Raw genomic sequence first — 24,854 nt, forward strand, 5'->3', positions numbered from 1 at the left:
AGATATGAACTTTGGCGAAATTAAGTTAATTAACACTTTATTGACAGAATGTGGAGAATTGGTTAAAATTTTAAGCGCCATCGTTCTTAAATGTAAAAAGTAATAATTTAGTCATTAGTTCCATTTATTATTTGGTAATTAGTAATTTATATTTTATTTAGTCATTAGTAATTAATATTTATTATTTCACATTCCGGCGTAGCTCAATGGTTAGAGCAACTGCCTGTTAAGCAGTGGGTTGCAGGTTCGAGTCCTGCCGCCGGAGTTTTTTTAAAAAAAACAAATTTTTGATATAATAGCAAGATGCAAAAATGGTTAGTTAAGAGGATAATTATTTTCTTTTTACTTTTTATTATTAGTCTATTTTTTATTTTTTTAAAATCTCAAAAAAACGCAATTCATCAGGCTTGTTTTAGAAATTACTGTTTTGAAGTGGAATTGGCGCGTACGCCTGCCGAACAAATGAAAGGATTAATGTTTCGTCGGAAGCTAGATCAAAATAAAGGAATGCTTTTTATTTTTGATCAAGAAGCTTATTATTCTTTTTGGATGAAAAACACCCTCCTGCCATTAGATATTATTTGGCTTAATCAGAATCAAGAGGTAGTTTTTATCAGTCATCAGAGTCAACCTTGCTTAGAAAATTTTTGTCCAATTATCACCCCAGAGAAAAAAGCTAAATATGTCTTAGAAATTAACGGAGGGATGGCAGAAAAGATGAATTTAAAAAATGGTGATCGGTTTATTTTTAAATTAAAATGATTTCTTCTTGACGGTTATTCTGTTTTTGTTAAAATTTATCAACTTGTCAATTTTAACTTTAAAAACTATGAAGTATAAAGTGAAAGTTGATAAAAATTGCTGTCTCGGTTGTGGTTCTTGTGTCGCCATTTGTCCGGAAAATTTTGAACTTGACGAAGAGGGGAAATCTCAGGTTAAAAATGAGGAGATTGAAGATTTAGGTTGCAGTCAGCAAGCAGCTGATGCTTGTCCGGCTAATTGTATCAAAATTGAAAAGATTGAATAAGTAACTTAAAATAACTTAAGTTAAAGATAACCATCAAAGATGAAAGAGATTTCTATTTTAATTGGCGGAATGGCCGGCGACGGAATTCGCCAGGGCGCCCATTTAATTGGCGAATTATTCAACGAGCTCGGCTACTGGCTTTTTATTTACGATGACTACCCTTCTTTGATCAGTGGTGGCCATAATTTTTCTGTTATCAGAGCAGCGGAAAAACAAATTTTTTCTCATCGAGAGAAAGTTGATTTTGCCATTGCTTTTAATGAAGAGACAGTGAAAAAACATCAAAAGAAGTGGAAAAAGGAAACAATTTTAATTTATGATTCAACAAATTTTAAAATTCAGCAGGGATATGGCTGTCCCTTTTTTAAAATCATTCAAGATTATTCTTTGCCTTCAGTAATGAAGAATACTATAGCACTTGGTTTTTTCGCCGGACTGTGCCAAATAAATTTTTCTTTAGTTCAAAAAGTTGTTAAGAAAATTATTGTCAAAAAAATTGACGAAAATATAAAAATAGCACAGGAAGGTTATGAGGAGGGGAGAAAAATTGAAAACAAATTCAATATAAAAAAATTAACACAGAAACCAAAAATCCTATGTACTGGTAACGAAGCAACAGCATTGGGTGCGAAACAGGCTGGTTTAAAAATTTATTTTGCCTATCCAATGACGCCAGTCACCCCGATTCTTCATTTTTTGGCCGCTCATCAAAAGGAATTTGGCGTTAAAGTCATTCAGCCAGAAAATGAAATTGCCGTTGCTTTAATGGCTGAAGGGGCGGCTTATACCGGAAAACGAACAATGGTTGGCACTTCTGGTGGTGGTTTTGCTTTGATGGTTGAATCTCTAAGCCTGGCTGGTCAAGCAGAAATTCCCCTTCTTTACGTCTATGGACAACGGCCAGGTCCTTCAACCGGTGTCCCGACTTACACCGCTCAAGCCGATCTTCAATTTGTTTTAAAAGCAGGTCATGGGGAATTTTCTCGTTTAGTTTTAGCGCCAAGTAATGTTGATGAAGCTTTTTATTTAACAGGTCTGGCTTTGAATTTGGCTTGGCGTTATCAAATACCAGCCGTCGTCCTAACTGATAAACATTTGGGCGAGAGTATTTTTTCTGCTACTTTTCAAAAAAATAAAGTTAAAGAAGAAAGACCAAAAATTTGGTCAGGGCGAGGAAAATATCAAAGATATCTTTCGACAAAAGATGGTATTTCTCCACTAGCCTTTCCTGGTGGTAAAGCAATTGTTAAATCAACTGGTTATGAACACAATGAATTTGGTTTGACTGTTGAAGAATCAGAACAAATTAAAAAAATGGTTGAAAAAAGATTAAAAAAACAGAAGACATTAGAGAAAGAATTAAAGAAGAGAAAAACCATTAATGTTTACGGAACTCGGCGAAGTAAAATTGCTTTACTGACCTGGGGTTCGACTACTGGCGTGGTGAGGGAAATTGGTGAAAAATTGGGTTTAAAAGTTATTCAACCTCTTTTCTTACAGCCCTGGCCAGTAGAAGATTTAAAAAAAGAGTTGAGAGGTGTCAAAAAAATTATTGATATTGAAATGAATACCACTGGCCAGTTGGCTGATTTATTAGATTCGTCCAGGATTGTCGTTAATCAAAAAATTTTAAAGTATGATGGCAGGCCATTTACTTTAGATGAGTTAGAAAATAAAATAAAAAAATTTCTATGAATCAAGAAAATCTAAGAACAGGGGCAATAAATACCTGGTGTCCCGGTTGTGGAAATTTTGCTTTACAAAATGCTTTAATTTCTGCTCTTGATGAATTAATTCAAGAAGGTTTCACTAAAGAAAACTTTGTTCTTGTTACTGGCATCGGTTGTCATGGAAAGATGGCTGACTATCTAAATCTCAATAGTTTCTATTCTTTACATGGTCGAGCTGTTCCAGTGGCAACAGGGATAAAATTAGCTCAGCCAAAACTGATTCCGATTGTCTGTGTTGGTGACGGCGATGTCTATAGTGAAGGTTTGGAGCATTTAATTTTTGCCGCCAAAAGAAATTCTGAAATTAAAGTTTTGGTTCATAATAATCGTGTTTTTAGTTTAACCACTGGACAATTTACACCGACATCGCCAAAGGGCTTTATTAGCAAATCAGCGCCACAGGGAAATATTGAGGAACCTTTAAATCCTATTGAATTAATGTTGGTCAGTGGTGCTTCTTTTGTCGCTCGTGGTTATGTCGGCAGAAGTGGTCATTTGAAAAATTTAATCAAAAAAGCCATTCTTCATCACGGCTTTGCTTTCATTGATATTCTTCAACCTTGTGTCGTCTATTTTAACACCTACAATTTTTATAATCAAAATATCTATGAACTAGAAGAAAAAGAGTTAGACAATTTTTCTCTGGCTCTAGAAAAGTCCCGCCAGTGGCGTTACCAAAATTCAGGTCAAATTCCTATTGGTCTCTTTTATCAAAAAGAAAGACCCACATTTGAAGAAGAAATTTTGAAAGAATAAAAAAATATTTTAGATATCTATTAAAAAAATTTTTTTATTTCTAAATATGGTTATTGAAATATTTGACTTTATCACTTTTTTGTGATAGAATTAAAAGTCAAAAGCGGGGTAGAGCAGTGGCAGCTCGCCAGGCCCATAATCTGGAGGTCGTGGGTTCGAATCCCACCCCCGCAACCAGGCAGGGTAGCTCAGTGGTAGAGCAACGGATTCATAATCCGTCTGTCATGGGTTCGAATCCCATCCCTGCTATTTTTTTTATTTAACCTTGTGGATAACTTCCCTTGTTTTTTTCATCTTAAGTAGTATGATAGTGTATGATGATTTAATCCTTTATCTAAGCAGTTTATGAGGAGACAACGATTAACAATTACCATGAAAAAAGATCTCATTAATCTTTTAGACAAACAAATTGATAGGGAAAAATTAAGAAATCGTTCTCAGGCTATTGAATATTTTCTTTCCCAATTACTTTTGCCGAAAGTGACAAAAGTCTTAATTTTGGCTGGCGGTGAAGGGGTTAAATTCAGACCCCTTACCTACGAAATGCCAAAAGCTCTAATTCCAATAAAAGAAAAACCACTTTTAGAATATACCTTAGAAAATTTGAAAAAATATAACTTTTCTGAAATTGTCATTTCTATTGGTCATCTTGGGCGAAAAATAAAAGAATATTTTAAAGATGGGAAAAAATTTGGTTTAAATATATCCTATTTAGTCCAAGAGAAAAAGACACCGGGTACTGCTCAACCAGTTAAACAGGCTGAAAAAATTTTAAAGAATGAAACTTTTTTCTTAATTTATGGCGATGTTTTGGCTGAAATTGACTATCAGGATCTTTTAAATTTTCATCAATCTCATCATGGCATAGTGACAATGGCTTTAGCCTCAGTTGATCGGCCAAGTGATTGGGGGGTTGCAGAAATGCGAGGCAATTTAATTACTAATTTTCTAGAAAAACCAAAAGAAAAAATCCGTTCCCACTTAGTCAATGCTGGAATTTTTGTTTGTCAGCCAGAAATTTTTCGGTACCTGAGAAAAAATTCAGAACGCTTAGAGAAAGATGTTTTTCCAATTTTGGTTCGTGAGAAAAAACTTTATGGTTATCCATTTGAAGGTGAATGGGCGGATCTTTCCACTCCAGAGATTTACGAAGAAGTTTTGAAAAATTTTCAATATTGTTTTTAAAAAAAAATTAAATAAGGAAGAAAAAATATGAAAAGAATTGTAATTTTGGCCGGCGGGAGTGCTGGTCATCAAATAGCTAAATCTCTGAAAAAAGATCATTTCATAAATTCATTTAAGTTTTCTTTCATCGTTAATACTTCAGATGACGGCGGACACAGCGGAGAAATCAGGCAAAAATACAGCATCATTCCGCCCGGTGACTTGCTGAAAGTTATATGTGCTTTTCTTTCTCCGAAAATCGCAAGAAGGTTGACAAACAGAGACTCAAAAGGAAGGGTGAAGGGAAACTTGATATTGACAGAATTTCTGATGAATTATGGTATACCAGCAGGAATTAAAAAATTTACTGATTCATTTGGTGGTTTACCAAGAAACGTGTCTATTCTTCCGGTGACCGATTGTCCGACCACTTTCTGTTTAAGAACAAGAGAAAAAAAGAAAATATATAAAGGACAGTGGAAGGTAATTTTCTCTTCACCGACAGAAAAGAGAAGGGGTGATTTTTTTCTTGAACCCAGGGTTCAGATTCTACCTGTCGTCCGAAATGAAATTAAAAAATCAGATGCAGTGGTGATAGCGCCGAGTTCGGTCCTCTATTCGATTTTACCAATTTTACTTGTATCGGGAATGAAAAAGATTCTTCAAAATAAAAAAATCATCTGGTTTGTTCCTCTTTTTTGTTTACCTACAGAACCAAAACGACAAACTTTCGAATTTTATCTATCTCTTCTAGTTCGCTATGGAAAACAGCCCGATGTTGCGGTAATAAATAACAGAGAAATTTCCAAGAACATTCTTCAGTTATATGAAAAAAAAGGATTTACTGTAGTCTCGCCAACCTCACCAACTTGTTCCTTAACCATTCATTTCATTTACAAAGATTTAATTCCTAATCCCGATGACGTTTCTCGAGAGGAGCCGAAAATTATGAATTTTGATTTTAACGGAATCTCATTTTCAAGGTTTTTTATTCCTATTAAACACGACTATAAAAAGATAAATAAAATTTTAAAAGAGATCATCTAAAAAGATGGTCTCTTCTTTTTTTTATTTCCAATTATTTTAAATATTTTAAAATCGAATTTATATAATTGACAAACTTTCTTTTTGGGATTAAATTTTTAAAATCAAAATAAGATTCATCTAACTCTCTTTTCTTTAAAATTTTTTTTAAAGGACAAACATCAACAAAAAAATTACCCCTTTCCTTTTTAATAATTGGTGTCCAACCAAATTTTTTTTCGGAAAGTAAATTAACGGCTTTTTGTCCAAGACCGACAGCCAATTTTTTGTCAATTTCAATTGCCCTTCCTGACTGTAGCCAATTGCCAGGAATGATAATTTTCGTATCAATACCTAATCTTTTTTTTATCTCGATTCGTAAATTCCAAGCCTTTAATTCATGTCTTATGACCTTATATCCATCTTTTTGATCATCGAGAAGACCTTTTATTTTATCGCCAAGGAAAGCCTCCTTACTCATCACCACTACAGCAGAGCTATTATTTTTTTTATATCGTCGAAAAATTATTTTGATTACCCGATCGATGTCGACATATCGTTCCGGTGGGATAATTATATCAGCCTGACCGAGATAACTGGTGGCCGCAAGCCAGCCTACTTTTTCACCCATCACTTCAATTATAAAGATTCGAGAAAGAGCATGGGCCGCATCTCTGATTTCTTTAACAAAATTAATTAACTTAAAAGCAGCGGTAGGAAACCCTGGCGTCCAATAAGTTTCTGATAGATCGTTATCAATAGTTTTAGGGACACCAACTATTGGTAATTTTTCTTCTTTAAAAATTTTATAGGCTGTACCTAAGGTATCGTTTCCGCCAATTGCTATTAAGTAATCTATTTTTTGCTTTTTAAAATTATTTTTTAAGTTTTCGAGTCCATTTTTTAATTCGTAAGGATTAGTTCTTGAGGATTTTAAAAATACCCCCCCTTTTTCTTTTATTCTTCTTTCGTCAAAACTATTCAATGGAATTATTTTTCCTTGATTAGAGAGACATTGCCAACCTTCAAGGCCGCCCCAAATGTTTGCCTTCAATTTTTTGGCTCTCTTGATTACGCCGTAAAGAGTTGGATTTAAAGAAGGGGAAAGGCCACCGCCAGTAAAAACAAGAACTTTTTTATTTTTTAAATTCATAATTTTCTAAAATGCCGGGAGAGGGATTCGAACCCTCACGACCTTGCGGTCACAGCATTTTGAGTGCTGCGCGTCTACCAACTCCGCCATCCCGGCTTAGCTTTATTTTAAAATTAAAAAAATCTCTTGTCAAATTTAGTAAATAGGATATAATCGAATCATATTGAAATGTTAATCTACCAACCGCCAATCCATAAAATAAGTCCTTCGCTATTTGTCCAATTAGCATCCTATTTGTAGATTTGTTTTATATGAAGATCATTTCTATTGTCAATCAAAAGGGCGGAACCGGCAAGACAACAACAGTTTTAAATCTTTCGTCTTGTCTTGCCAATTTTGGTCAAAAAGTTTTAGTGATTGATTTAGATCCGCAGGCGAACACCACCTCTGGTTTTGGAGTTAATAATTTTCAAAAGACAATTTACGAGATCCTTTCTCAAGAGGCTTCTTTATTAGAAAGCCTGGTGAAAATTAAAGAAAATCTTTTTTTAATTCCTGTTAACGAATCTTTGGCTGGTGCTAATATTGAATTAGTGAGTGAAAAAGATCGCGAATTTAAATTAGCCAAAATTTTAGAACCATTACCACTTGATTTCGATTTTGTTTTTATTGATACGCCGCCTTCTTTGGGTCTCTTGACGATCAACAGTTTAGTTGCCTCACAATTTTCTTTAATTCCTGTCCAAGCTGAATATTTTGCCCTTGAAGGTTTAGGCCAGCTCATCAATACAATCAATCTAATTAAAGAAAGTTTAAATCCTAAACTTGAGATTTTGGGAGTTGTGATTACTATGTATGATGAAAGAGCACGCCTCGCGCAAGAAGTTTTGTTTGAACTTTATAAGAATTTTCCCTTTCGAATTTTTCGGACAGTGATTCCCCGTTCAATTAAATTAGCTGAGGCACCAAGTTTTGGACAAACAATTTTTGAATACGCGCCAAATTCAAAGGCGGCAAAGGCTTATCGGCGACTAGCTATAGAATTTTTACATTATAATTAATCATTAATTTTTGCTTATGCCCTTAGGTCGTGGTTTAGATTCATTAATTCCGAGAAAAAAAATTACTTTACCTGCAAAAAAAGAAGAAGTAATCTCAGAAATCCCCCTTTCTGCTATTCGTTCTAACCCGTATCAACCAAGAGATGTTTTTGATGAACAGGCAATGGAAGAATTGGTTAATTCGATTCGGGAACATGGTATTCTTCAACCGTTGGTAGTGAATAAAATTTCTGACGATTTGTATGAATTGATTGCCGGCGAACGGCGATTACGTGCGGCTAAAATTTTAAATTTAGAAAAGGTACCAGTGATTATTCGTTCGGCTGATGAAATCAAAAAGTTAGAATTATCTTTAATTGAAAATCTCCAAAGAAAAGACTTAAATCCGATGGAAAGGGCGAGGGCTTATCAACGTTTAATTGATGAATTTAACTTAACCCAAGAAGAAGTGGCAAGAAAGATTGGTAAAGCAAGGGCGACAGTGGCCAATACCTTACGACTTCTTAGTCTGCCGCCGATGATTCAGAGGGTCTTGGAAGAAGAGAAGATTACCGAAGGCCATGCCAAAGTTTTACTTTCCTTAGATTCTCCAGAGAAGCAAGAAGCGATGCTTAAAAGAATTTTGGGCACCGGTATGACCGTCCGAGAGACAGAGCAACTCATTGTTTCTAAAAGAAAAAAACCGATTTTCAAAGATCAAGTTTTGCGTCTTAAAGAAGAGAGGCTTCAGGAAGCACTTGGCACAAAAGTGACTATTAAAAAACGTGGACAAAGAGGGAAAATTATTATTGAATTTTATTCAGAAAAAGATTTGGAAAATTTAATCAAAAAACTCTCCTTATAAAGATAAACAAACTCAATTTCTCTATACAAATTTATAAAAAATTATCTTACAAAAGAAATTTCTTTTTCGCATTTCTAGGGATATCAAAAATTACTATTCGTCATTTTTATCCTTGGGACTCTGCCATGAAGCAAAATCACATTCGGGCCATTTTGAGCAAGTATAAAAAAACCTTCCCTTTTTAGTTCTCTTTTTGACCACTTGCCCCTCTCCACATTTTGGGCATTCTATTAAATCATTACCGTCATTAATCGGTTGAAGCGATTTAGTAAATTTACATTCAGGAAAACCAGAACAGGCTAAAAACTTGCCAAAACGAGAAAATTTAACTAACATTAATCTGCCACATTTTTCACAAACTTGATCAGTTTTCTCATCAATTGGTTTTTGCTGGACAATTTCTTTTTCTTTTTCTTCTAACTCCTTTTTAAATGGCCAATAGAAATCGCTGATCATTTTTTGCCATTTTTCTTTACCTTCGGCAATTTTATCTAGCCTTTCTTCCATTGTGGCCGTGAATTGATAATCAACAATCTTCGGAAAATGTTTAACTAAAAGATCATTAACGCGACAACCAATTTCTGTCGGAATAAGCCGACCATTTTCTTTTTGGAGATAATTTCTTTCAAAAAGGGTTGAAATAATTGGCGCGTAAGTTGATGGTCGGCCAATGCCATACTTTTCTAAAACTTTAACCAATCCAGCTTCTGAATATCTGGCTGGTGGTTCGGTAAAATGTTGGTTCGACTCCAAGTTTAATAAATCTAATTTTTCATCTTTATTGACATCCGGCAAAATTACTTCATCAATTTTTATTGGATAAACATCTAGCCAACCAGCGAATTTGATTTGACTTCCTGTTGCTTTAAAATAATGATTAGCTATTGATTTTTTTTTAGCCAAAACATCGATCGTCATCGTCTTAATTCTAGCTTCGGCCATTTGACAAGCTAAACTCCGTCGCCAAATGAGATCATAAATTTTAAACTGTTCTTTAGTTAAATAATTTTTGATTTGATCTGGTTGACGATAGATACTCGTCGGTCGGATAGCCTCGTGGGCTTCCTGAGCAATTTTTCTTTTTGTTTGATAAAAGCGAAAAGTAGGTGGCTTATAGGTTGTATCAAAATTTTTTTGAAGATAATTTCTGGTTTCTTTTAAAAATTTTTCCGATAAATTAAAAGAATCAGTTCTTATATAAGTAATTAAACCAACCAAACCTTCTTGGCCCAACTTCACACCTTCATAGAGTTGTTGAGCGACCATCATCGTTTTTTTTGTTGAATAACCAAAGCGGCGATTAGCCACTTGTTGCAGGGTTGAAGTAGTAAATGGTGGTAGGGGGGGCTTAGAGATTTCTTTTTCTCTTATTTCATTAACTAAGTAGATGGCATCTTTCAAATTTTTAACAATTTCTTCTGCTTCTTTTTTTGTCTTGATAGTAAATTTATCTAATTTTTTCTTACCAATCTTATATAATTTTGCCTTAAATTCATTTGGTATTTGAGATTGAGGTTTGAGTATTTTTAATTTCCGCAATACCGCGAAAATAGTGTAGTACTCTTGTGGGATAAACGATTCTCTTTCTCTTTCTCGCTCAACAATTAGACGAAGAGCAACTGACTGGACGCGTCCAGCAGAAAGTCGTCGAGCAATTTTCCTCCAGAGAAGAGGAGATAAACTATAACCAACAAGACGATCTAAAATTCTTCTTGCTTGCTGAGCTTCAACTAAATTCAGATCAATTTGGCGAGGATTTTTGATGGCTTCTAAAACTGCTTCCTTGGTAATTTCATGAAAAGCAATTCTTTGACATTTTGTTTCTTTTTTTAGAACTTCATCGAAAATAATTTTTAAATGCCAAGCGATAGCTTCGCCTTCTCGGTCTTCATCGGTAGCAAAATATATTTCTTTGGCTTGACTCGCCTTTTTTTTGAGTTGATTAACAATTTTTTTCTTTTTAACAGGAATGATGTATTGAGGAGTAAAATCTCTTTCGATCTCAATACCTAACCTGCTTTTCGGCAAATCTCTGACATGACCATTACATGATTCAATAATAAAATCTTTCCCTAAAAATTGGGAAATAGTTAGCGCCTTGGTTGGTGATTCAACGATAATTAATTTCATAGATTTAAAATAAAATTACCACCGCCGAGATTTTTTATTTTTTCTCTAATTTCCATAATAGAGAGAGTGGCTGAAACCTGGCTCGGTGTTAGACCACTTTTTCTAATTAGTTCATCGATATGAATTGGTTCTTTTGATAAATACTTGAGTAAAATTTCTTCTTCTTTTGTTTCGGGTTTAATTTCTCTTTGTCTCAAAAGAAATTCTAGATTGAAAGATTCTAAAATATCAGTTGCCTTAGTCACTGGTTTAGCGCCTAATTTAATTAGCCAATTACAGCCGGCTGAATTTGGGGAGTAAATATTACCAGGGACAGCAAAGACTTCTCGATTTTGATCTAAAGCAGAACGAGCAGTGATTAAGGCACCACTTTCCATCGGCGCTTCAATAACCAAGGTACCAAGCGATAAGCCAGAGATGATGCGGTTACGCATCGGAAAAGTATAGCGAGTTGGAGATGTGCCAATTGGATATTCAGAAATAATTGCTCCACCAGCAGCAATAATTTTTCTTGCTAATTCTTTATGAATTGAAGGATAAAGAGTTTTTTCATCAAGACCACCGCCTAGCACAGCTATTGTTCGTCCTCCTTCTTTTAGTGTAATTTTATGAACTAAACCATCAATACCCAGAGCCAATCCAGAGATAATGGTTAGACCAACTCGGACTAGGTCTCTGACTAATCCCTCGACTACTTCGCGACCGTAAAAACTCATTTTTCTTGTTCCGACCACTGCTAAGGGGTAATTTTCTTCTCTTTTTAATTCACCCTTGTAATATAAAATAGCCGGTGGATCATAAATTTCTTTAAGAAGTTTGGGATAATTTTTATCCTTAATCGTGATAATTTTTATTTTTTCGTCTTCTAATTTTTGCCATTCCTTTTCAGGGTTGATTGTTTTTCGCCATTTAACAAATTCTTGGACAATTTCTTGTTCGAGGCCAGCCTGTATCAATTCAGAATTATTCGCTTCGAAGGCCATTTTCATTGTCGGAAAATAATCGGCAATTTTTTTTAATCTCTTCGCCTCAAATTTTAAAAAAAGAGCTAAGGTATTCCAATAAATTAAATCATGATTCGAGCTTTGGTCACCAGTGATTGATTTAGTTGATGACATATAATTTTATTATTATGATAAGATAAAGAAGAAAGTCAATACTTAGTTTGTAATAAAAATGTTAAACTGATAATTTTCACAGTATTTTCTTTATCATTTTTATGATAGAATAAATTCAAGATATGGATTTATCTCAATTCAAAAAAGTTCATTTTATTGGTATTGGCGGCATTGGCGTTTCAGCGGTGGCAAAAATGATGATTCTTTTGGGTAAAAAGGTTTCCGGTTCTGATTTATTCGCCTCAGAAATTACTGATGATTTAAAAAGGGAAGGGGCAAAGATTTTTATTGGGCATCAAAAAGAAAATCTAGCTAAAGATATTGATTTAGTAATTTATTCACCGGCTGTGCCGGAAGATAATATAGAAAGAAAAAGGGCGAGAGAATTGGAGATTTTATCATTTTCTTACCCAAAATTTTTAGGCAAACTTTCAAAAAATTATTTTACCATTACTGTTTCAGGAACACATGGCAAAACTACCACCACTGCTTTAATCGGTTTAATTTTAGAAAAAGCCGGCCTTGATCCAACTGTGGTGGTTGGTTCAAAAGTTAATAATTTTCAAGAAGGTAATTTTCGTTTTGGCAAAAGTAAATATCTTGTTGTTGAAGCCTGCGAGTGGAGAGCGCATATGTTGAATTTTCGGCCACAAATAATTGTCTTGACTAATTTAGAAGAAGACCATTTAGATTATTATAAAAATCTTGACGATATTATTTTCCATTTTCAGAAATATATTGACCAAATGTCAGGTGATGGAAAAATTATTTTGAATATTGATAATGAAAATTTATTTAAAAGACTTTTACCTCATCGCAAAGTTGTTAGTTATGGTATCAAAAAACCGGCTGATGTAGTGGCGAAAAATATTAAAATTATTTCTGGTTTTCAGGAGTTTGATTTAATAGTTGACTCTAAAGTGCATCATCTAAGACTAAAAGTGCCAGGAATCTTTAATATTTATAATGCTTTGGCGGCTTCAACCGCTGCCTTAAGTTTAGGAATTAAATTAGAAATTATTAGAGAAGTTTTAGAAAATTATTCTGGCTGTTGGCGGCGTTTTGAAGTTAAAGATTTTAAAATTGAAAATTTAAAATTGAAAATTATTTCTGATTATGCTCATCATCCAACAGCTATTCAAGAGACAATTCAAGCCGCTCGCGAATTCTATCCGAATAAAAGAATTTTTGTTATTTTTCAGCCACACCATCATCATCGGACCAAGGTTCTTTTTGATGATTTTGTGAAAAGTTTTGATAGAGTGGATTTGGCTATTATTTCTGAAATTTATGGAGTGGCCGGTCGAGAGAAAAGTGCGGATCAAAACATTAGTTCAAAAGATCTAGTCAAGAAAGTAATTGAAAGAACTGGTAAAAAAATTATCTATACTAGAAACTTAGAGGAAACGAAAAAACTTATTTTAAAAAATATCCAGCCCAACGATGTTATTTTAATTATGGGGGCTGGTGATATCTATACAATTATTGATCAATTGATAAAATAGAAAAGATGCTTGAAGGGGTAAGAGTTAAAAAATTAAAAATTATTAAAGACGAGCGTGGTTTTTTAATGGAAATTTTAAGATCTGATGAAAAATTCTTTCAGAAATTTGGGCAGGTCTATTTAACTTTTTGTAAATATGGCATCGCCAAAGCCTGGCATTATCACAAACTTCAAGATGACTACTTTGTTTGTTTAGAAGGAAAAGCGCTTATTGGATTGTATGATCACAGAAAAAATTCCAAGACGTATGGCCAGACAGCTAGATTTATCTTATCGGCCCCACAGGAAAGAGGGAGACATCTTGTTTTAAGAATCCCGAGAGGTGTTGTTCACGGTTTTACTGCTTTAACCAAAAACGGGGCAAAAATTTTAAATCTACCGACTAAAGTTTATAATTACAAAAATCCCGACGAATATCGAATGCCATGGCAGACAAAAGAGATTCCATTTCGCTGGCCAAGCTTTGTCCGGAAAGGAGGGTAAGGAACCTTAAACTATAAACTATAAACTATAAACTATGCGCATTTTCATTACTGGTGGTGCTGGCTATATTGGTAGCCACATTGTTAAGGAGTTGTTAAAAGAAAAACATCAACTTTTTATTTATGATAATTTATCAAAAGGTCATCGCCAGGCAATTCTTGGTGGTTTTTTTATTAAAGGTGACTTAAAAGATAAAAATAAGTTAGATCAAATTTTAAAAAAATATCAACCAAAAGTTACTATTCATCTAGCTGGTTTTATTGAAGTAGGTGAATCAATGTTAAAACCAGAAAAATATTTTCAAAATAATGTTTTAAACGGTTTGAATCTCTTGGAGGCGATGATTAAAAATAAAATTAAATTTATTATTTTTTCTTCTTCAGCGGCCGTTTATCAACCGCAAAAACTTCCTTTGAAAGAAAATAGTCCTTTAAAACCAACTAATGTTTATGGTCAGACCAAATATCTTTTTGAAAAACTTTTAGCCTGTTTTGAGAAAAATTATGGTTTAAAATTTATTTCCTTGCGTTATTTCAACGCCGCCGGAGCCGATCCTTCTGGCAGAATTGGCGAAGACCATTGTCCAGAAACCCATCTCATTCCTAATATCTTGAAAGTTGCTTTAGGCCAAAAAAGATATTTTAAGATTTTTGGCGACGACTATCCAACGCCAGATGGAACCTGTATTCGCGATTATATTCATGTCAATGATTTAGCACAAGCCCATATTTTGGCTTTGAAATTTTTAATTAAAAATAAAAAAAGTAAAATTTACAATTTAGGCAGCGAAAAAGGATTTTCGGTTAAAGAGGTTTTAGAGAAATGTCGGCTAATCACTCAGCAAAAGGTTCCCGCTAAAGTGAGGGCAAGACGAATAGGTGATTCGCCAATTTTGATTGCTAGCTCAACGAAGATAAAAAAAGAGCTTGGTTGGCAGCCAAAACACTCTGATCTAGAAACAATTATTAAAACGGCCTGGCAATTTTATCAGAATTACCCTTTTGGCTACAAAAAGTAATAAAATTTAGCCTGTGGATAACTTTTTTTAGCACTCTTGACTAGGGAGTGCTAATCCTTTTATAATAAAAAAAGATAAAAAATACAACTTAAAAATACAAAGATAAATAAAGCCCACAATTGATCTGATTTATATGACCAATATTCAGTCTTTAAATAAACGTAAAAAGAATGTTTTAAAAAAAATCGTAGAAGAATATATTAAAAAAGCGAAACCAATTAGCTCTGGCTTTCTTGCCAAAAAAGACTTCCCTCAACTCAGTTCAGCTACTGTCCGCAATGAAATGTTTGATTTAGCAAAAAGGGGTTTTCTTTTTCAACCTCATACCTCGGCTGGGAAAATACCAACCATTCAGGCTTTTAAATTTTTTCTTGCAAATTTTCTCAGCGAAAAAGAAATTAGTGACCGAATTAAAAAAAGATTTCTAGAGATTAAAAATAAAATTTCTGAATCGAGAAAAAAAATCAAAGAATTAGCTAAGGAATTGGCCCGGCAAACTAAAGGAGCGGTGATTGTTGCTTTTGATAAAGATGATTATTTCTATACTGGTCTAAGTTATCTTTTTTCCCAACCAGAATTCAACAATATTTCTTTCGTTCACAATCTTTCTGAAGTTATTGACCATCTTGATCGGGTAATGAGCAATATTTTTGATCAGATTAAGGGGAGAGAAATTTTTATCGGAGAAGACAGTCCTTTTGGTGACAAATGCGGAGCTATTTTTGATCGATTAGAAATTGATGATAAGAAAATTATTCTGGGCCTTTTAGGACCTTTAAGGATGGACTATAATAAAAACTTAAGTCTAATGAATTTATTAAAAAAGATTTTATGATTTTTCAAAAAAAAGAAGAAATCAATAAATTAAAGGAGGAGGTCGAGTATTTAAAAAAAGAGATTGAAGAATTAAGAAAACAAAATAAAGAATATTTAAACGGTTGGCAGAGGGCTAAGGCAGATTATCTTAACCGAGAAAGAGAAATTGAGAGAGAAAGAAATGAATGGTTTGAATTTGCCAATTTAAACCTGATTTTAGAAATTTTACCCATTTACGAACACTTCAATCAGGCCTTAGAGCATCAAAATAAAAATGAAGATTTTATTAAAGGCCTTGAACAAATAAAGAAACAATTTGAGGATTTATTTAAAAAATTAGGCGTAGAGAAGATAAAGACGGTTGGCGAGAAATTTAATCCAGAATTTCATGAAGTGGTGGAAAAAAGAGATGATGGCGATGAAATTATTGAAGAAATTAGTCCAGGCTATACAATAAACAATAAAGTCATTAAGGTAGCAAAAGTTGCGATTGGTAAAAGAAAAAATTTGGACGAAGAAATGACTGAATAAAATTTACTAAAGGTCGATTTAATATAATTTCAAATTATTAATTTTAAGTTATTAATTTAAAACCTATGGCATTAATTCCCTGGCGTCCTTGGCTTTGGCGGCCTTGGGAAGATATAGAAAGGCTGTTTGAAGATTGGAAAGAAGAATGGCCAGAAATTCGGGCAGCAGAATTTATTCCACCGGTTGATATTTATGAGAAAGGGGGTAATTTGGTTGTAGAGACTCCAATTACTGGCGTCGATCCGGAAAAGATTGAAGTTTTGGTTGAAAACAACAACCTAATTTTGAAAGGAAAGAGTGAAAAGAAATCGGAGGTAGAAGATAAGAATTATTACCGCAAAGAGGTGCGTTATGGAAGTTTTTATCGAGCTATTGGTTTGCCAACTAAGGTGATTGGTGATAAAGCGGAGGCAACGTATGAAGATGGTCTTTTAAGAATTACCATTCCCAAGGCAGAAGAAGTCAAGGAGAAAAAAATTAAAATTAAAATTAAAAAATCCGCAAAAAAATAATAATTAACTTGCGGACTACTCCGTTTTTTAGCGGAGTAGGGGCAAGTTAATTATTCTGTAATTTTACTACCATTTCCAAAAGAAAATGGTAGATTGAGGGCAAAAATATGAGCAAAATTATTGGCATTGATCTAGGTACTTCAAATTCAGCGGCCGCTTATATTGAAGCCGGTCGACCTAAAATGATTCCTTCGGCTGAAGGAACAACTTTAGTCGGAGGTAAAGCTTTTCCTTCTGTAGTTGCTTTTACGAAAGATGGAGAACTGTTAGTCGGCGAACCTGCGCGTCGACAGGCGGTTGCTAATCCTGAAGGAACAATTACAGCAGCGAAAAGAAAAATGGGCACAGATTTTAAATATAAAATTTTTGGTAAAGAATATACACCACAGCAAATTTCTGCCTTCATCCTGCAAAAAATCAAAAAGGATGCAGAATTATATTTAGGTGATAAAGTAGAAAAAGCAGTCATTACCGTCCCAGCTTATTTTGACGACAGTCAAAGACAGGCGACCAAAGATGCCGGCGCCATTGCCGGTCTAGAGGTAATTAGGATTATTAATGAACCGACGGCGGCGGCATTGGCTTATGGTTTGGATAAAGTTCAGGAAAAAGATCAGCAAGTTTTGGTTTTTGATTTTGGTGGTGGTACTTTAGATGTGACGATTATGAATTTTGGCGGTGGAGTCTTTGAAGTTCTTTCAACTTCAGGTGATACCCAGTTGGGTGGTACCGATATGGATAACATATTGATTGATTATATTGTTGAGGAATTCAAAAAAACTGAAAATATTGATTTAAGGAAAGATAAGATGGCTATGCAGAGAATTCGTGAAGCAGCCGAAAAAGCAAAAATTGAACTTTCTTCTGTTTTAGAAACAGAAATAAATTTACCCTTTATTACAGCCACTTCTGAAGGACCAAGACATCTTTTGATGAAGATTACACGAGCAAAATTGGAGAATTTAGTTAGACCAGTTATTGAGAGATGTCGTGGGCCATTAGAGCGGGCCTTGGCAGATGCAAAATTAACACCTCAGGATATTGAAAAAATTATTTTAGTTGGTGGACCAACAAGAATGCCAATTGTTCAGAAATTTTTGGAAGATTATTTTGGGCCAAAAATTGAGCGCGGCATTGACCCAATGGAATGCGTAGCAATGGGTGCGGCTATTCAAGCAGCAGTTTTAGCCGGTGATACAGAAGTTAAAGAGGTTCAGTTGCTTGATGTTACACCCTTGACCTTAGGGATTGAAACTTTGGGTGGGGTTATGACGCCTCTGATTGAAAGAAACACGACAATTCCGACCTCAAAGAGTCAAATTTTTTCCACCGCGGCTGATAATCAAACCTCAGTGGAAATTCATGTTTTACAAGGTGAACGACCGATGGCTCAAGATAACCGAACCTTAGGTCGGTTTATTTTAGACGGTATTCCGCCAGCGCCACGTGGTGTACCACAGATTGAGGTGACTTTTGATATTGATGCTGATGGAATTTTAACCGTTAGAGCTAAAGATAAGGCGACAAATAGAGAGCAACACATTGTCATTCGAGATTCTAAAGCCCTTTCTAAAGAAGAGATTGAAAGAATGAAAAAAGAAGCCGAGAAATTTGCTGCTGAAGATAGGAAAAAGAAAGAATTAATTGATCTAAAAAATCAAGCCGATGCTTTAATTTATAGTGCTGAAAAAACATTAAGAGATTTTGCTGGCAAAATTAAAGAAGAGGATAAGAAGACGATTGAGGAGAAAATTGCCGAATTAAAAAAAGTAACAACCGGCAACGAAATGGAATTAATTAAAAAATCAATGGACGAACTTTCACAAGCCATTCAAAAAATTGGCATGGAATTATATAGAGAACAAGCCCAGCAAAGATCTTCAGAAACGGGCGAAAAAAAAGAAGAAAAAAAAGATGAGGGACCGATTGAGGGAGAATATGAAGAAAAATAAAAAATTAGATCCCAAATGTAATGTCAATGTAAAGAAAATGAAATAATTTTAGATTTTGGTTTGTCATTTTGATTTTTGCATTTTGTATTTTTGATTATTATTGTGTCCCAATCTTCAACAATTAAGACTTTTATTTTTATCACCCTGCTTTTAATTTTTGCTTTTTTGTTTTGGCAGAAATTAGCCTTTGTTTATCTTCAAAGAAATTTAAACCTGTCTTCCTTACTTTGGTTAGGGGCGTGGTTTTTGTTCTTTCTGATTTTTCTTTTATTTTTTTCTCTTTTAGTTGAATCAAAGTTACTGATTTTGGTTGTCTATTTTTTGACTTTGACAATTTTCTTCTGCTTTTTTTCTTTTCATTATGCTTTACTCATTGGTTTAGCGATCCTTTTTTTAATTTTTATTCTTAGCCGTGCCTTAATGCAAAAAGAAAGAAACAATCATCTGAAAATTTCCATAATTCAAATTTTTAAAAAGGGCTTACCTTTGATTTTAACTTTTTTTGCTCTTTTTTTCGCCCTTTTAAGTTATTTTTATCCCCTCATTAAAATTGATCAGAAGGGTATCAGTTTATCACCGCAGATTTTAGAATGGCTGCTTCAGCCCTTGACTAAAAATACCGGCAATCTTCTGCCGTTTTTTGAGCCAGAAATGACCATTAACGAAACAATTGCCATGACCATAGCAATGCAAAAACCAGATTTAAGCAAACTTTCGCCAGAGATTCTTAAAAAATTCCAGGGGAGAAAAATAACGGAAATTAATCCAGAGGAACTTTTAAAAGATCCGGAAGTCGTTGCCATTTTAAAAAACCAGGCTAAAAAAATTGATCCACTGACGGTTATTCAGCAAAGAAACGAATTAGCTAAAAATTTAGGTTTAGAATTAAAGGGAAATGAAAAAATAGCTGAAATTATTAATCAAATAGCTAGTAAAAAACTGAATAATTTACTCGGTCCTTACCTCAAATATTTACCCATCATTTTCGCCCTTTTAACCTTCTTTCTTTTGAAAATTATTTTTGTTCCATTTTCTTGGTTGGTGATAGGAATGAGTTTATTATTTTTTCAAATCCTTTTAATTTTCCGCCTTGTGCGTATTGAAAAAGTGATGAAAGAGGGAGAAGATGTAAGGTTATAAATTGCTAATAATAATTCGATTGAAAAAATATGATCTCTTTCAGATTATTCAGATTATTGGTTTACTATTCAATTTCATTGGCACAATTTTATTATTGACATCCAACTTACAGATGGAAGAAGATAGAGAAACTGGTATTACATTTTTTAAACAAAATAAAAAATTATCTTTTATTGGCATTTTATTTTTGGCATTTGGTTTTCTTCTTCAAATAATTTATTCTTTTCTCGTTTTAAAATAAAAAATGAAAAATAAAGAAAAGATTCTCTGTAGTGCCTGTCTGTTAGGAATTAAATGTCGATACGATGGGAAAAGTAAAAAGAATAAAAAAGTTTTAGCTTTAGCAAAAAAGATAACTTTGATTCCGGTTTGTCCAGAACAATTGGGTGGCTTATCAACACCAAGAGAACCAGCCGAGATAAAAGGAAAGAAAGTGATAACCAGATCAGGCAAAGATATAACAGATATTTTTTAAAAGGCGCCAAAGAAGTTTTGAAAATTACTCAATTACTCGGCATCAGAAAAGCCATTTTCAAACAATGTAGTCCATCTTGTGGTTGTGGTCAAATTTATGACGGTAGTTTTTCGGATAAAATTATTAAAGGTGATGGCGTAACGACCAAATTATTAAAGAAACATAATATCAAAATAATTTCCGAAGAAGATTTATAAAAACGACACTCTTATATTCTTAAAAAGGTTGGAATGTTCTAAGATCAATAAAAACTTGAGGAAGGTCTAGTGAAATAAAATTCTAATATTCTACAGAGTAAAATATGAGTATTATTGAAGTCAATGGACTGACAAAAAATTTTAAAGATTGTATAGCTGTTGATAATATTTCTTTTAGTGTTGAGAAAGGAGAAATTTTTGCTTTTCTTGGGCCGAATGGTGCCGGCAAGACGACAACAATTAAAATATTAACAACCTTACTTAGACCAAGTTCAGGCCAAGTTATTATTAATGGTAATGATGTTATAAAAAATCAATCAGACACAAGACAAGCCTTTGGTATTGTTTTTCAAGATCCAAGTTTAGATGACGAACTGACCGTCTATGAAAATATGTATTTCCACGCTGTTTTATATGGTATGCCAAAAAAAATTTATCAGCCACGAATTGAAGAACTTTTAAAATTTGTTGAATTATGGGATCGTCGAGATGAATTAGTTAAAAATTTTTCTGGCGGTATGAAGCGTCGTTTGGAAATCAGTCGTGGTCTTCTCCATCACCCCAAGATTATTTTTTTAGATGAGCCAACACTCGGTCTTGATCCGCAAACTCGTCAGCACATATGGGCTTATGTTAAAAAAATCAATCAAGAAGAGGGGATCACTATTTTTTTTACCACTCACTATATGGAAGAAGCGGAAAAAATGGCTAATCGGATTGCCATCATTGATCAAGGAAAGATTATCGCTATTGGTACTGTTGAAGAAATAAAAAGAAAGACAAAAACAAATTCATTAGAAGAAGCTTTTTTGGCTTTGACTGGCCATGTGATTCGTGAACAAAGTGGCAATGCTGTGGAAAATCTGAGAATGCGACATCGAGTTTGGCGGAGATAACCTTTCTTAGAAAATTATGAATACCATTTACATTCTTTGGTTGAGACAATTAAAAAGATATTTTCGTTCAAGGTCAAGAATTATTGGTTCTTTAGGTCAACCCTTGCTTTTTCTAGTCGCTTTGGGTTTTGGTTTTGGGCCAATCTTTCAGAAAGCCGGTGGTGGTAATTATATTGAATTTTTGACACCAGGTATTATCGCAATGAGTATTCTTTTTTTGGCGATTTTTTCTGGGATTGAAATTATTTGGGATAGACAATTTGGATTTTTAAAAGAAACTTTAGTCGCGCCGGTTTCAAGATTAAAAATTATGATTGGTCGAACCCTGGGCGGAGCAACCGTTGCTGTACTTCAGGGTTTGATTGTTTTAATCCTTTCTTTTATTATCGGCTTTCGACCGCTTAGTTGGACGATAATGCCCTTGGCGTTAGTTTTTATGTTTCTAATCGCCCTGCTATTTACTGCTTTTGGCACGGCTGTTGCTTCAAAAATGACCGATATGCATGGTTTTCAATTAATTATAAATTTTATTGTAATGCCAATTTTCTTCTTATCTGGCGCTCTTTTTCCAATCCAAGGATTACCAAAAATAATTGCAATGGCCGTTTCGGTTAATCCATTGGCTTATGGCGTTGATGGTCTACGTGGTTCTTTGCTTGGTGTATCCCAATTTGGCCTTTTGCCCGATTTTTTCATTTTAGGAATCGTTACGATTATTTTATTATCTATTGGTAGTTATCTTTTTTCAAAAATAGAAATTTAATTATCAAAATATGTCTAGCGATTATTACAAAATTCTTGGTGTTTCAAGAGATGCTTCGCCAGAAGAGATTAAGCGGGCTTATCGGGAATTGGTCCAAAAATATCATCCAGATAAATACTATGGCAAACCAGAATATAAGGAAATGAATGAGAAATTTAAACAAATTAATGAGGCTTATCAAGTTCTTTCTGATCCAGAAAAAAGAAGAATGTATGATCAGTATGGCCCGGCCTTCGAACAAGCACGAGCAACTGGCGGTTTTGCTGGTTTTGATGGGTTTAGAGATTGGGCAACCTGGGCTGAGGCGATGAAAGATGCTGGCCAAGACTTTTCTTTTGATTTTGGTGATTTTGGTTTTGGTAATTTAGGGGATATCTTTGAAGATTTTTTCGGTGTCAGAACAGAAACTAGACGACGAGCTAGGCGCGGTCGTGATCTTCATCTGGAAGTGACGATTGATTTTCGCGAGGCGATTTTTGGTAGTGAAAAAGAAATTTCTTTAGATAAATTTAATTTATGTCCTGAATGTTTCGGCAGTGGGATAGCCAAAGATTCTAAATTTATCACTTGTTCAAACTGTCATGGTTCAGGGCAAATTTCAAAAGTTCAATCAACATTTTTTGGCCAAATAAGAACAACAACTACTTGTTCAAAATGTGGCGGCGAAGGGAAAATAGCTGAAAAAAAATGTTCAAGATGCAATGGCGAGGGTCGAATTCGAGAAAGAAAAATTTTAAAAATTAAAATTCCAGCTGGTATTGATGAAGGTGAAACAATTATTTTAAGGGGCCAGGGCGAGGCAGGAGTCAAAGGAGCGGCGGCTGGTAATTTATATCTGACTTTTCATATTAAACCGGACCCAATTTTTAAAAGAAAGGGTCAAGATATTTTGTCTGAAGAAGAAATTTCCATCTCCCAAGCCGTTTTAGGCGGAAAAGTTAAGGTTAAGACCTTAGAAGGTGAGGTGATTTTGAAAATTCCTCCTGGTACCAAACCTGGCCAAGTTTTTAAATTAAAAGGAAAAGGTGTGCCCTATCTAAAAGGTCGTGGTCGCGGCGATCAATTAGTAACTATTCATATTAAAATTCCAAAAACTTTAACAAGAAAACAAAAAGAACTATTGGAAGAATTACAAAATGAAGGCTTGTAAATGATCTCATAGACCATTGATTGAGGGCTGAAAATTGGAGGGTATAAATTTGATAAACTATTTTTAAAAGAAGGCCTAATGAGATCAAGAGAACGAATTGACTAAAGATAAAATTATATTAGAATGAAAGGATATGCCCATTGAAATAGATATCACCGGGCTAGTCATCAATTGGGAGGCAATTTTGCGCTGGGCAGATTTACCCTTTTTTATTTTACTTTGGCGTCTTATCAGTCGCGGTGGTTGGGTATTTTTTGTCATTTTGACTTTTGTCGGTTTAAAAGAAATTATAGCTTATCGAGCTGAATTGATAAAAGAAAAAAATACTCAATATGTTCTCTTGGCTATTGATGTGCCTAAAGACAACCCTCATGGTCCGGAAGTAACCGAAAGACTTTTTGCCCATCTCGCTACGGCTGGGTCAACTAAAGGTTTGAAAAAAGATTCATCGATTTTTACACAGCCACGCTTTTCTTTTGAGATTATTAGCTTAGGTGGTCGAATCCAGTTTTTAGTTAGAACTCCTCAAGAATATCGAGATTTAGTTGAAGCTGCTTTTTATGGTGAATATCCTAATGCCGAAATCCATGAAGTTGATGATTACACAAAAGAGGCGCCCGAAAAGTTTCCTCATCCTGATTATAATCTTTGGGGGACAGAAATTGTTCTTTACAATCAAGACTCCTATCCGATTCGGACCTATCCCTCCTTCGAGCATTCTTTAAGTGGGGAATTTAAAGATCCAATGTCAAACATTTTAGAAGTCTTAAACAGAATTCGTGAAGGAGAACAAGTTTGGCTGCAAATTTTAATTACTTTTGGAGGATTAGCATGGAAAAAAAGAGGGGAAAGGTTAGTTAATAAATTAATAGGCACAAAACCAAAAGAAGAAGGAGGTGGTTTAGCTGTTTTAATTTGGAAATTATTTGAAAGTGTGTCGACTTTTATCTATGATACGATTTTTGGTGGCGTTTACGGAATCGGCGAGAAATCAATAAAAGAAGAACCACCTTCTTTAATAAGTTTTCTTTCTCCTGGCGAAAAAGATGTTGTCGCTGCCATTCAGAGAAAAATTTCTAAAATTGGTTATCGGACAAAATTTCGGATTATCTATTTAGCAAGAAAAGAAGTTTATGATGTTCATCGGGTCATTCCAGGTGTTTTGGGCATGTTGAATCAATTTAATACTTTAGATATGAATGGTTTTAAACCAGATGATACAGTAAAAACCGTGCCCCCATCTTTTTCTCTCGCCCCAACCAAAGGGTTAATCAGAAAACAAAATGAAATTTTAAAGGCTTATCGAGAAAGAAGTTTTCGCCGGGGGACAAATGGCTATATTTTAAATATTGAAGAATTAGCCACCCTTTATCATTTTCCAGTGGCGACCGTTGAAGCACCGTTAATTAAAAAGACCGGCAGCAAAAAGGGTGAACCACCCTTTACTTTACCGATCAAAGAAACCTTCTGA

At 34.2% G+C, this 24,854-nt stretch carries 23 protein-coding genes, 4 tRNA genes and 1 pseudogene; 24 read left to right on the plus strand and 4 right to left on the minus strand.

The window, feature by feature from the left end:
- The first annotated feature begins 192 nt into the window (after nucleotides 1–192).
- The 9 genes from N2259_02560 (at nucleotide 193) to N2259_02600 (ending at nucleotide 5,724) form a co-directional block, all read left to right on the plus strand.
- Nucleotides 193–265: transfer RNA gene (locus N2259_02560), tRNA-Asn, on the plus strand.
- 38 nt (nucleotides 266–303) lie between these two features.
- Nucleotides 304–762: a DUF192 domain-containing protein gene (locus tag N2259_02565; protein ID MCX7779101.1), complete on the plus strand. Its 459-nt coding sequence runs from the start codon at nucleotides 304–306 to the stop codon at nucleotides 760–762.
- 67 nt (nucleotides 763–829) lie between these two features.
- Entirely contained in the window at nucleotides 830–1,027 is a 198-nt protein-coding gene (locus N2259_02570) for a ferredoxin (GenBank protein MCX7779102.1), read from the plus strand.
- A gap of 39 nt (nucleotides 1,028–1,066) precedes the next feature.
- A complete protein-coding gene (locus tag N2259_02575) occupies nucleotides 1,067–2,722 on the plus strand; it encodes a 2-oxoacid:acceptor oxidoreductase subunit alpha (protein ID MCX7779103.1) in 1,656 nt (551 codons plus the stop codon).
- On the plus strand, nucleotides 2,719–3,513 hold the full coding sequence (locus N2259_02580; protein ID MCX7779104.1) for a thiamine pyrophosphate-dependent enzyme: 795 nt from the start codon (nucleotides 2,719–2,721) through the stop codon (nucleotides 3,511–3,513). Before N2259_02575 ends, N2259_02580 begins: the two co-directional genes overlap by 4 nt.
- 102 nt (nucleotides 3,514–3,615) lie before the next feature.
- Nucleotides 3,616–3,690, plus strand: a tRNA-Met gene (locus tag N2259_02585).
- Nucleotides 3,691–3,762, plus strand: a tRNA-Met gene (locus N2259_02590). It begins immediately after the preceding tRNA gene.
- 123 nt (nucleotides 3,763–3,885) lie between these two features.
- Nucleotides 3,886–4,698 (plus strand): nucleotidyltransferase family protein, encoded by an 813-nt coding sequence (locus tag N2259_02595; protein ID MCX7779105.1) that lies wholly within the window; start codon nucleotides 3,886–3,888, stop codon nucleotides 4,696–4,698.
- A 27-nt stretch (nucleotides 4,699–4,725) separates the two neighbouring features.
- Nucleotides 4,726–5,724 (plus strand): 2-phospho-L-lactate transferase CofD family protein, encoded by a 999-nt coding sequence (locus N2259_02600; GenBank protein ID MCX7779106.1) that lies wholly within the window; start codon nucleotides 4,726–4,728, stop codon nucleotides 5,722–5,724.
- Nucleotides 5,725–5,755: 31 nt separating this feature from the next.
- Here N2259_02600 and N2259_02605 read toward each other — a convergent pair whose 3' ends face one another.
- Together N2259_02605 and N2259_02610 are read right to left on the minus strand one after the other, a co-directional pair.
- Nucleotides 5,756–6,853, minus strand: a complete 1,098-nt coding sequence (locus N2259_02605) for a 6-phosphofructokinase (GenBank protein ID MCX7779107.1) — start codon at nucleotides 6,851–6,853, stop codon at nucleotides 5,756–5,758.
- A 12-nt stretch (nucleotides 6,854–6,865) separates the two neighbouring features.
- A tRNA-Leu gene (locus N2259_02610) sits at nucleotides 6,866–6,949 on the minus strand.
- Nucleotides 6,950–7,104: 155 nt separating this feature from the next.
- Here N2259_02610 and N2259_02615 point away from each other — a divergent pair.
- Both N2259_02615 and N2259_02620 read left to right on the plus strand, forming a co-directional pair.
- Complete coding sequence (locus tag N2259_02615) at nucleotides 7,105–7,854, plus strand: ParA family protein (protein MCX7779108.1); 750 nt, start codon at nucleotides 7,105–7,107, stop codon at nucleotides 7,852–7,854.
- Nucleotides 7,855–7,870: 16 nt separating this feature from the next.
- On the plus strand, nucleotides 7,871–8,698 hold the full coding sequence (locus tag N2259_02620; GenBank protein ID MCX7779109.1) for a ParB/RepB/Spo0J family partition protein: 828 nt from the start codon (nucleotides 7,871–7,873) through the stop codon (nucleotides 8,696–8,698).
- A gap of 93 nt (nucleotides 8,699–8,791) precedes the next feature.
- Here N2259_02620 and topA read toward each other — a convergent pair whose 3' ends face one another.
- Together topA and dprA are read right to left on the minus strand one after the other, a co-directional pair.
- Nucleotides 8,792–10,828, minus strand: coding sequence for a type I DNA topoisomerase (topA, locus tag N2259_02625; protein ID MCX7779110.1), 2,037 nt, complete (start codon nucleotides 10,826–10,828; stop codon nucleotides 8,792–8,794).
- A complete protein-coding gene (dprA, locus tag N2259_02630; protein MCX7779111.1) occupies nucleotides 10,825–11,946 on the minus strand; it encodes a DNA-processing protein DprA in 1,122 nt (373 codons plus the stop codon). Before dprA ends, topA begins: the two co-directional genes overlap by 4 nt.
- A 122-nt stretch (nucleotides 11,947–12,068) precedes the next feature.
- Here dprA and murC point away from each other — a divergent pair, with 122 nt between their 5' ends.
- From murC to N2259_02695, 13 genes and pseudogenes are all read left to right on the plus strand, one after another.
- Nucleotides 12,069–13,451 carry a UDP-N-acetylmuramate--L-alanine ligase gene (murC, locus tag N2259_02635; GenBank protein ID MCX7779112.1) on the plus strand — a complete coding sequence of 461 codons (1,383 nt, stop codon included), beginning with the start codon at nucleotides 12,069–12,071 and terminating at the stop codon, nucleotides 13,449–13,451.
- 5 nt (nucleotides 13,452–13,456) lie between these two features.
- Nucleotides 13,457–13,933 (plus strand): dTDP-4-dehydrorhamnose 3,5-epimerase family protein, encoded by a 477-nt coding sequence (locus tag N2259_02640; GenBank protein ID MCX7779113.1) that lies wholly within the window; start codon nucleotides 13,457–13,459, stop codon nucleotides 13,931–13,933.
- Nucleotides 13,934–13,967: 34 nt separating this feature from the next.
- Nucleotides 13,968–14,951: a UDP-glucose 4-epimerase GalE gene (galE, locus tag N2259_02645; GenBank protein MCX7779114.1), complete on the plus strand. Its 984-nt coding sequence runs from the start codon at nucleotides 13,968–13,970 to the stop codon at nucleotides 14,949–14,951.
- Nucleotides 14,952–15,084: 133 nt separating this feature from the next.
- The gene (locus N2259_02650) at nucleotides 15,085–15,786 is read left to right on the plus strand and encodes a hypothetical protein (protein ID MCX7779115.1); all 702 of its coding nucleotides are present in this window, start codon (nucleotides 15,085–15,087) and stop codon (nucleotides 15,784–15,786) included.
- Complete coding sequence (locus N2259_02655) at nucleotides 15,783–16,298, plus strand: nucleotide exchange factor GrpE (protein ID MCX7779116.1); 516 nt, start codon at nucleotides 15,783–15,785, stop codon at nucleotides 16,296–16,298. The genes N2259_02650 and N2259_02655 overlap by 4 nt, the downstream gene beginning before the upstream one ends.
- 65 nt (nucleotides 16,299–16,363) lie before the next feature.
- A complete protein-coding gene (locus tag N2259_02660) occupies nucleotides 16,364–16,810 on the plus strand; it encodes an Hsp20/alpha crystallin family protein (GenBank protein MCX7779117.1) in 447 nt (148 codons plus the stop codon).
- A 107-nt stretch (nucleotides 16,811–16,917) separates the two neighbouring features.
- Complete coding sequence (gene dnaK, locus N2259_02665) at nucleotides 16,918–18,762, plus strand: molecular chaperone DnaK (GenBank protein MCX7779118.1); 1,845 nt, start codon at nucleotides 16,918–16,920, stop codon at nucleotides 18,760–18,762.
- Nucleotides 18,763–18,864: 102 nt separating this feature from the next.
- Nucleotides 18,865–19,902, plus strand: coding sequence for a hypothetical protein (locus N2259_02670; GenBank protein MCX7779119.1), 1,038 nt, complete (start codon nucleotides 18,865–18,867; stop codon nucleotides 19,900–19,902).
- Between the two features lie 244 nt (nucleotides 19,903–20,146).
- Nucleotides 20,147–20,574 (plus strand): annotated as a pseudogene (locus N2259_02675) (DUF523 domain-containing protein).
- A 104-nt stretch (nucleotides 20,575–20,678) separates the two neighbouring features.
- Nucleotides 20,679–21,470 (plus strand): ATP-binding cassette domain-containing protein, encoded by a 792-nt coding sequence (locus N2259_02680; protein MCX7779120.1) that lies wholly within the window; start codon nucleotides 20,679–20,681, stop codon nucleotides 21,468–21,470.
- A 16-nt stretch (nucleotides 21,471–21,486) separates the two neighbouring features.
- On the plus strand, nucleotides 21,487–22,233 hold the full coding sequence (locus N2259_02685) for an ABC transporter permease (GenBank protein MCX7779121.1): 747 nt from the start codon (nucleotides 21,487–21,489) through the stop codon (nucleotides 22,231–22,233).
- Between the two features lie 10 nt (nucleotides 22,234–22,243).
- Entirely contained in the window at nucleotides 22,244–23,383 is a 1,140-nt protein-coding gene (dnaJ, locus tag N2259_02690) for a molecular chaperone DnaJ (protein ID MCX7779122.1), read from the plus strand.
- 133 nt (nucleotides 23,384–23,516) lie between these two features.
- On the plus strand, nucleotides 23,517–24,854 hold the full coding sequence (locus tag N2259_02695; GenBank protein ID MCX7779123.1) for a hypothetical protein: 1,338 nt from the start codon (nucleotides 23,517–23,519) through the stop codon (nucleotides 24,852–24,854).

The organism is Patescibacteria group bacterium (genome assembly GCA_026417895.1).
Lineage (GTDB): Bacteria > Patescibacteriota > Patescibacteriia > UBA2591 > CALHIP01 > CALHIP01.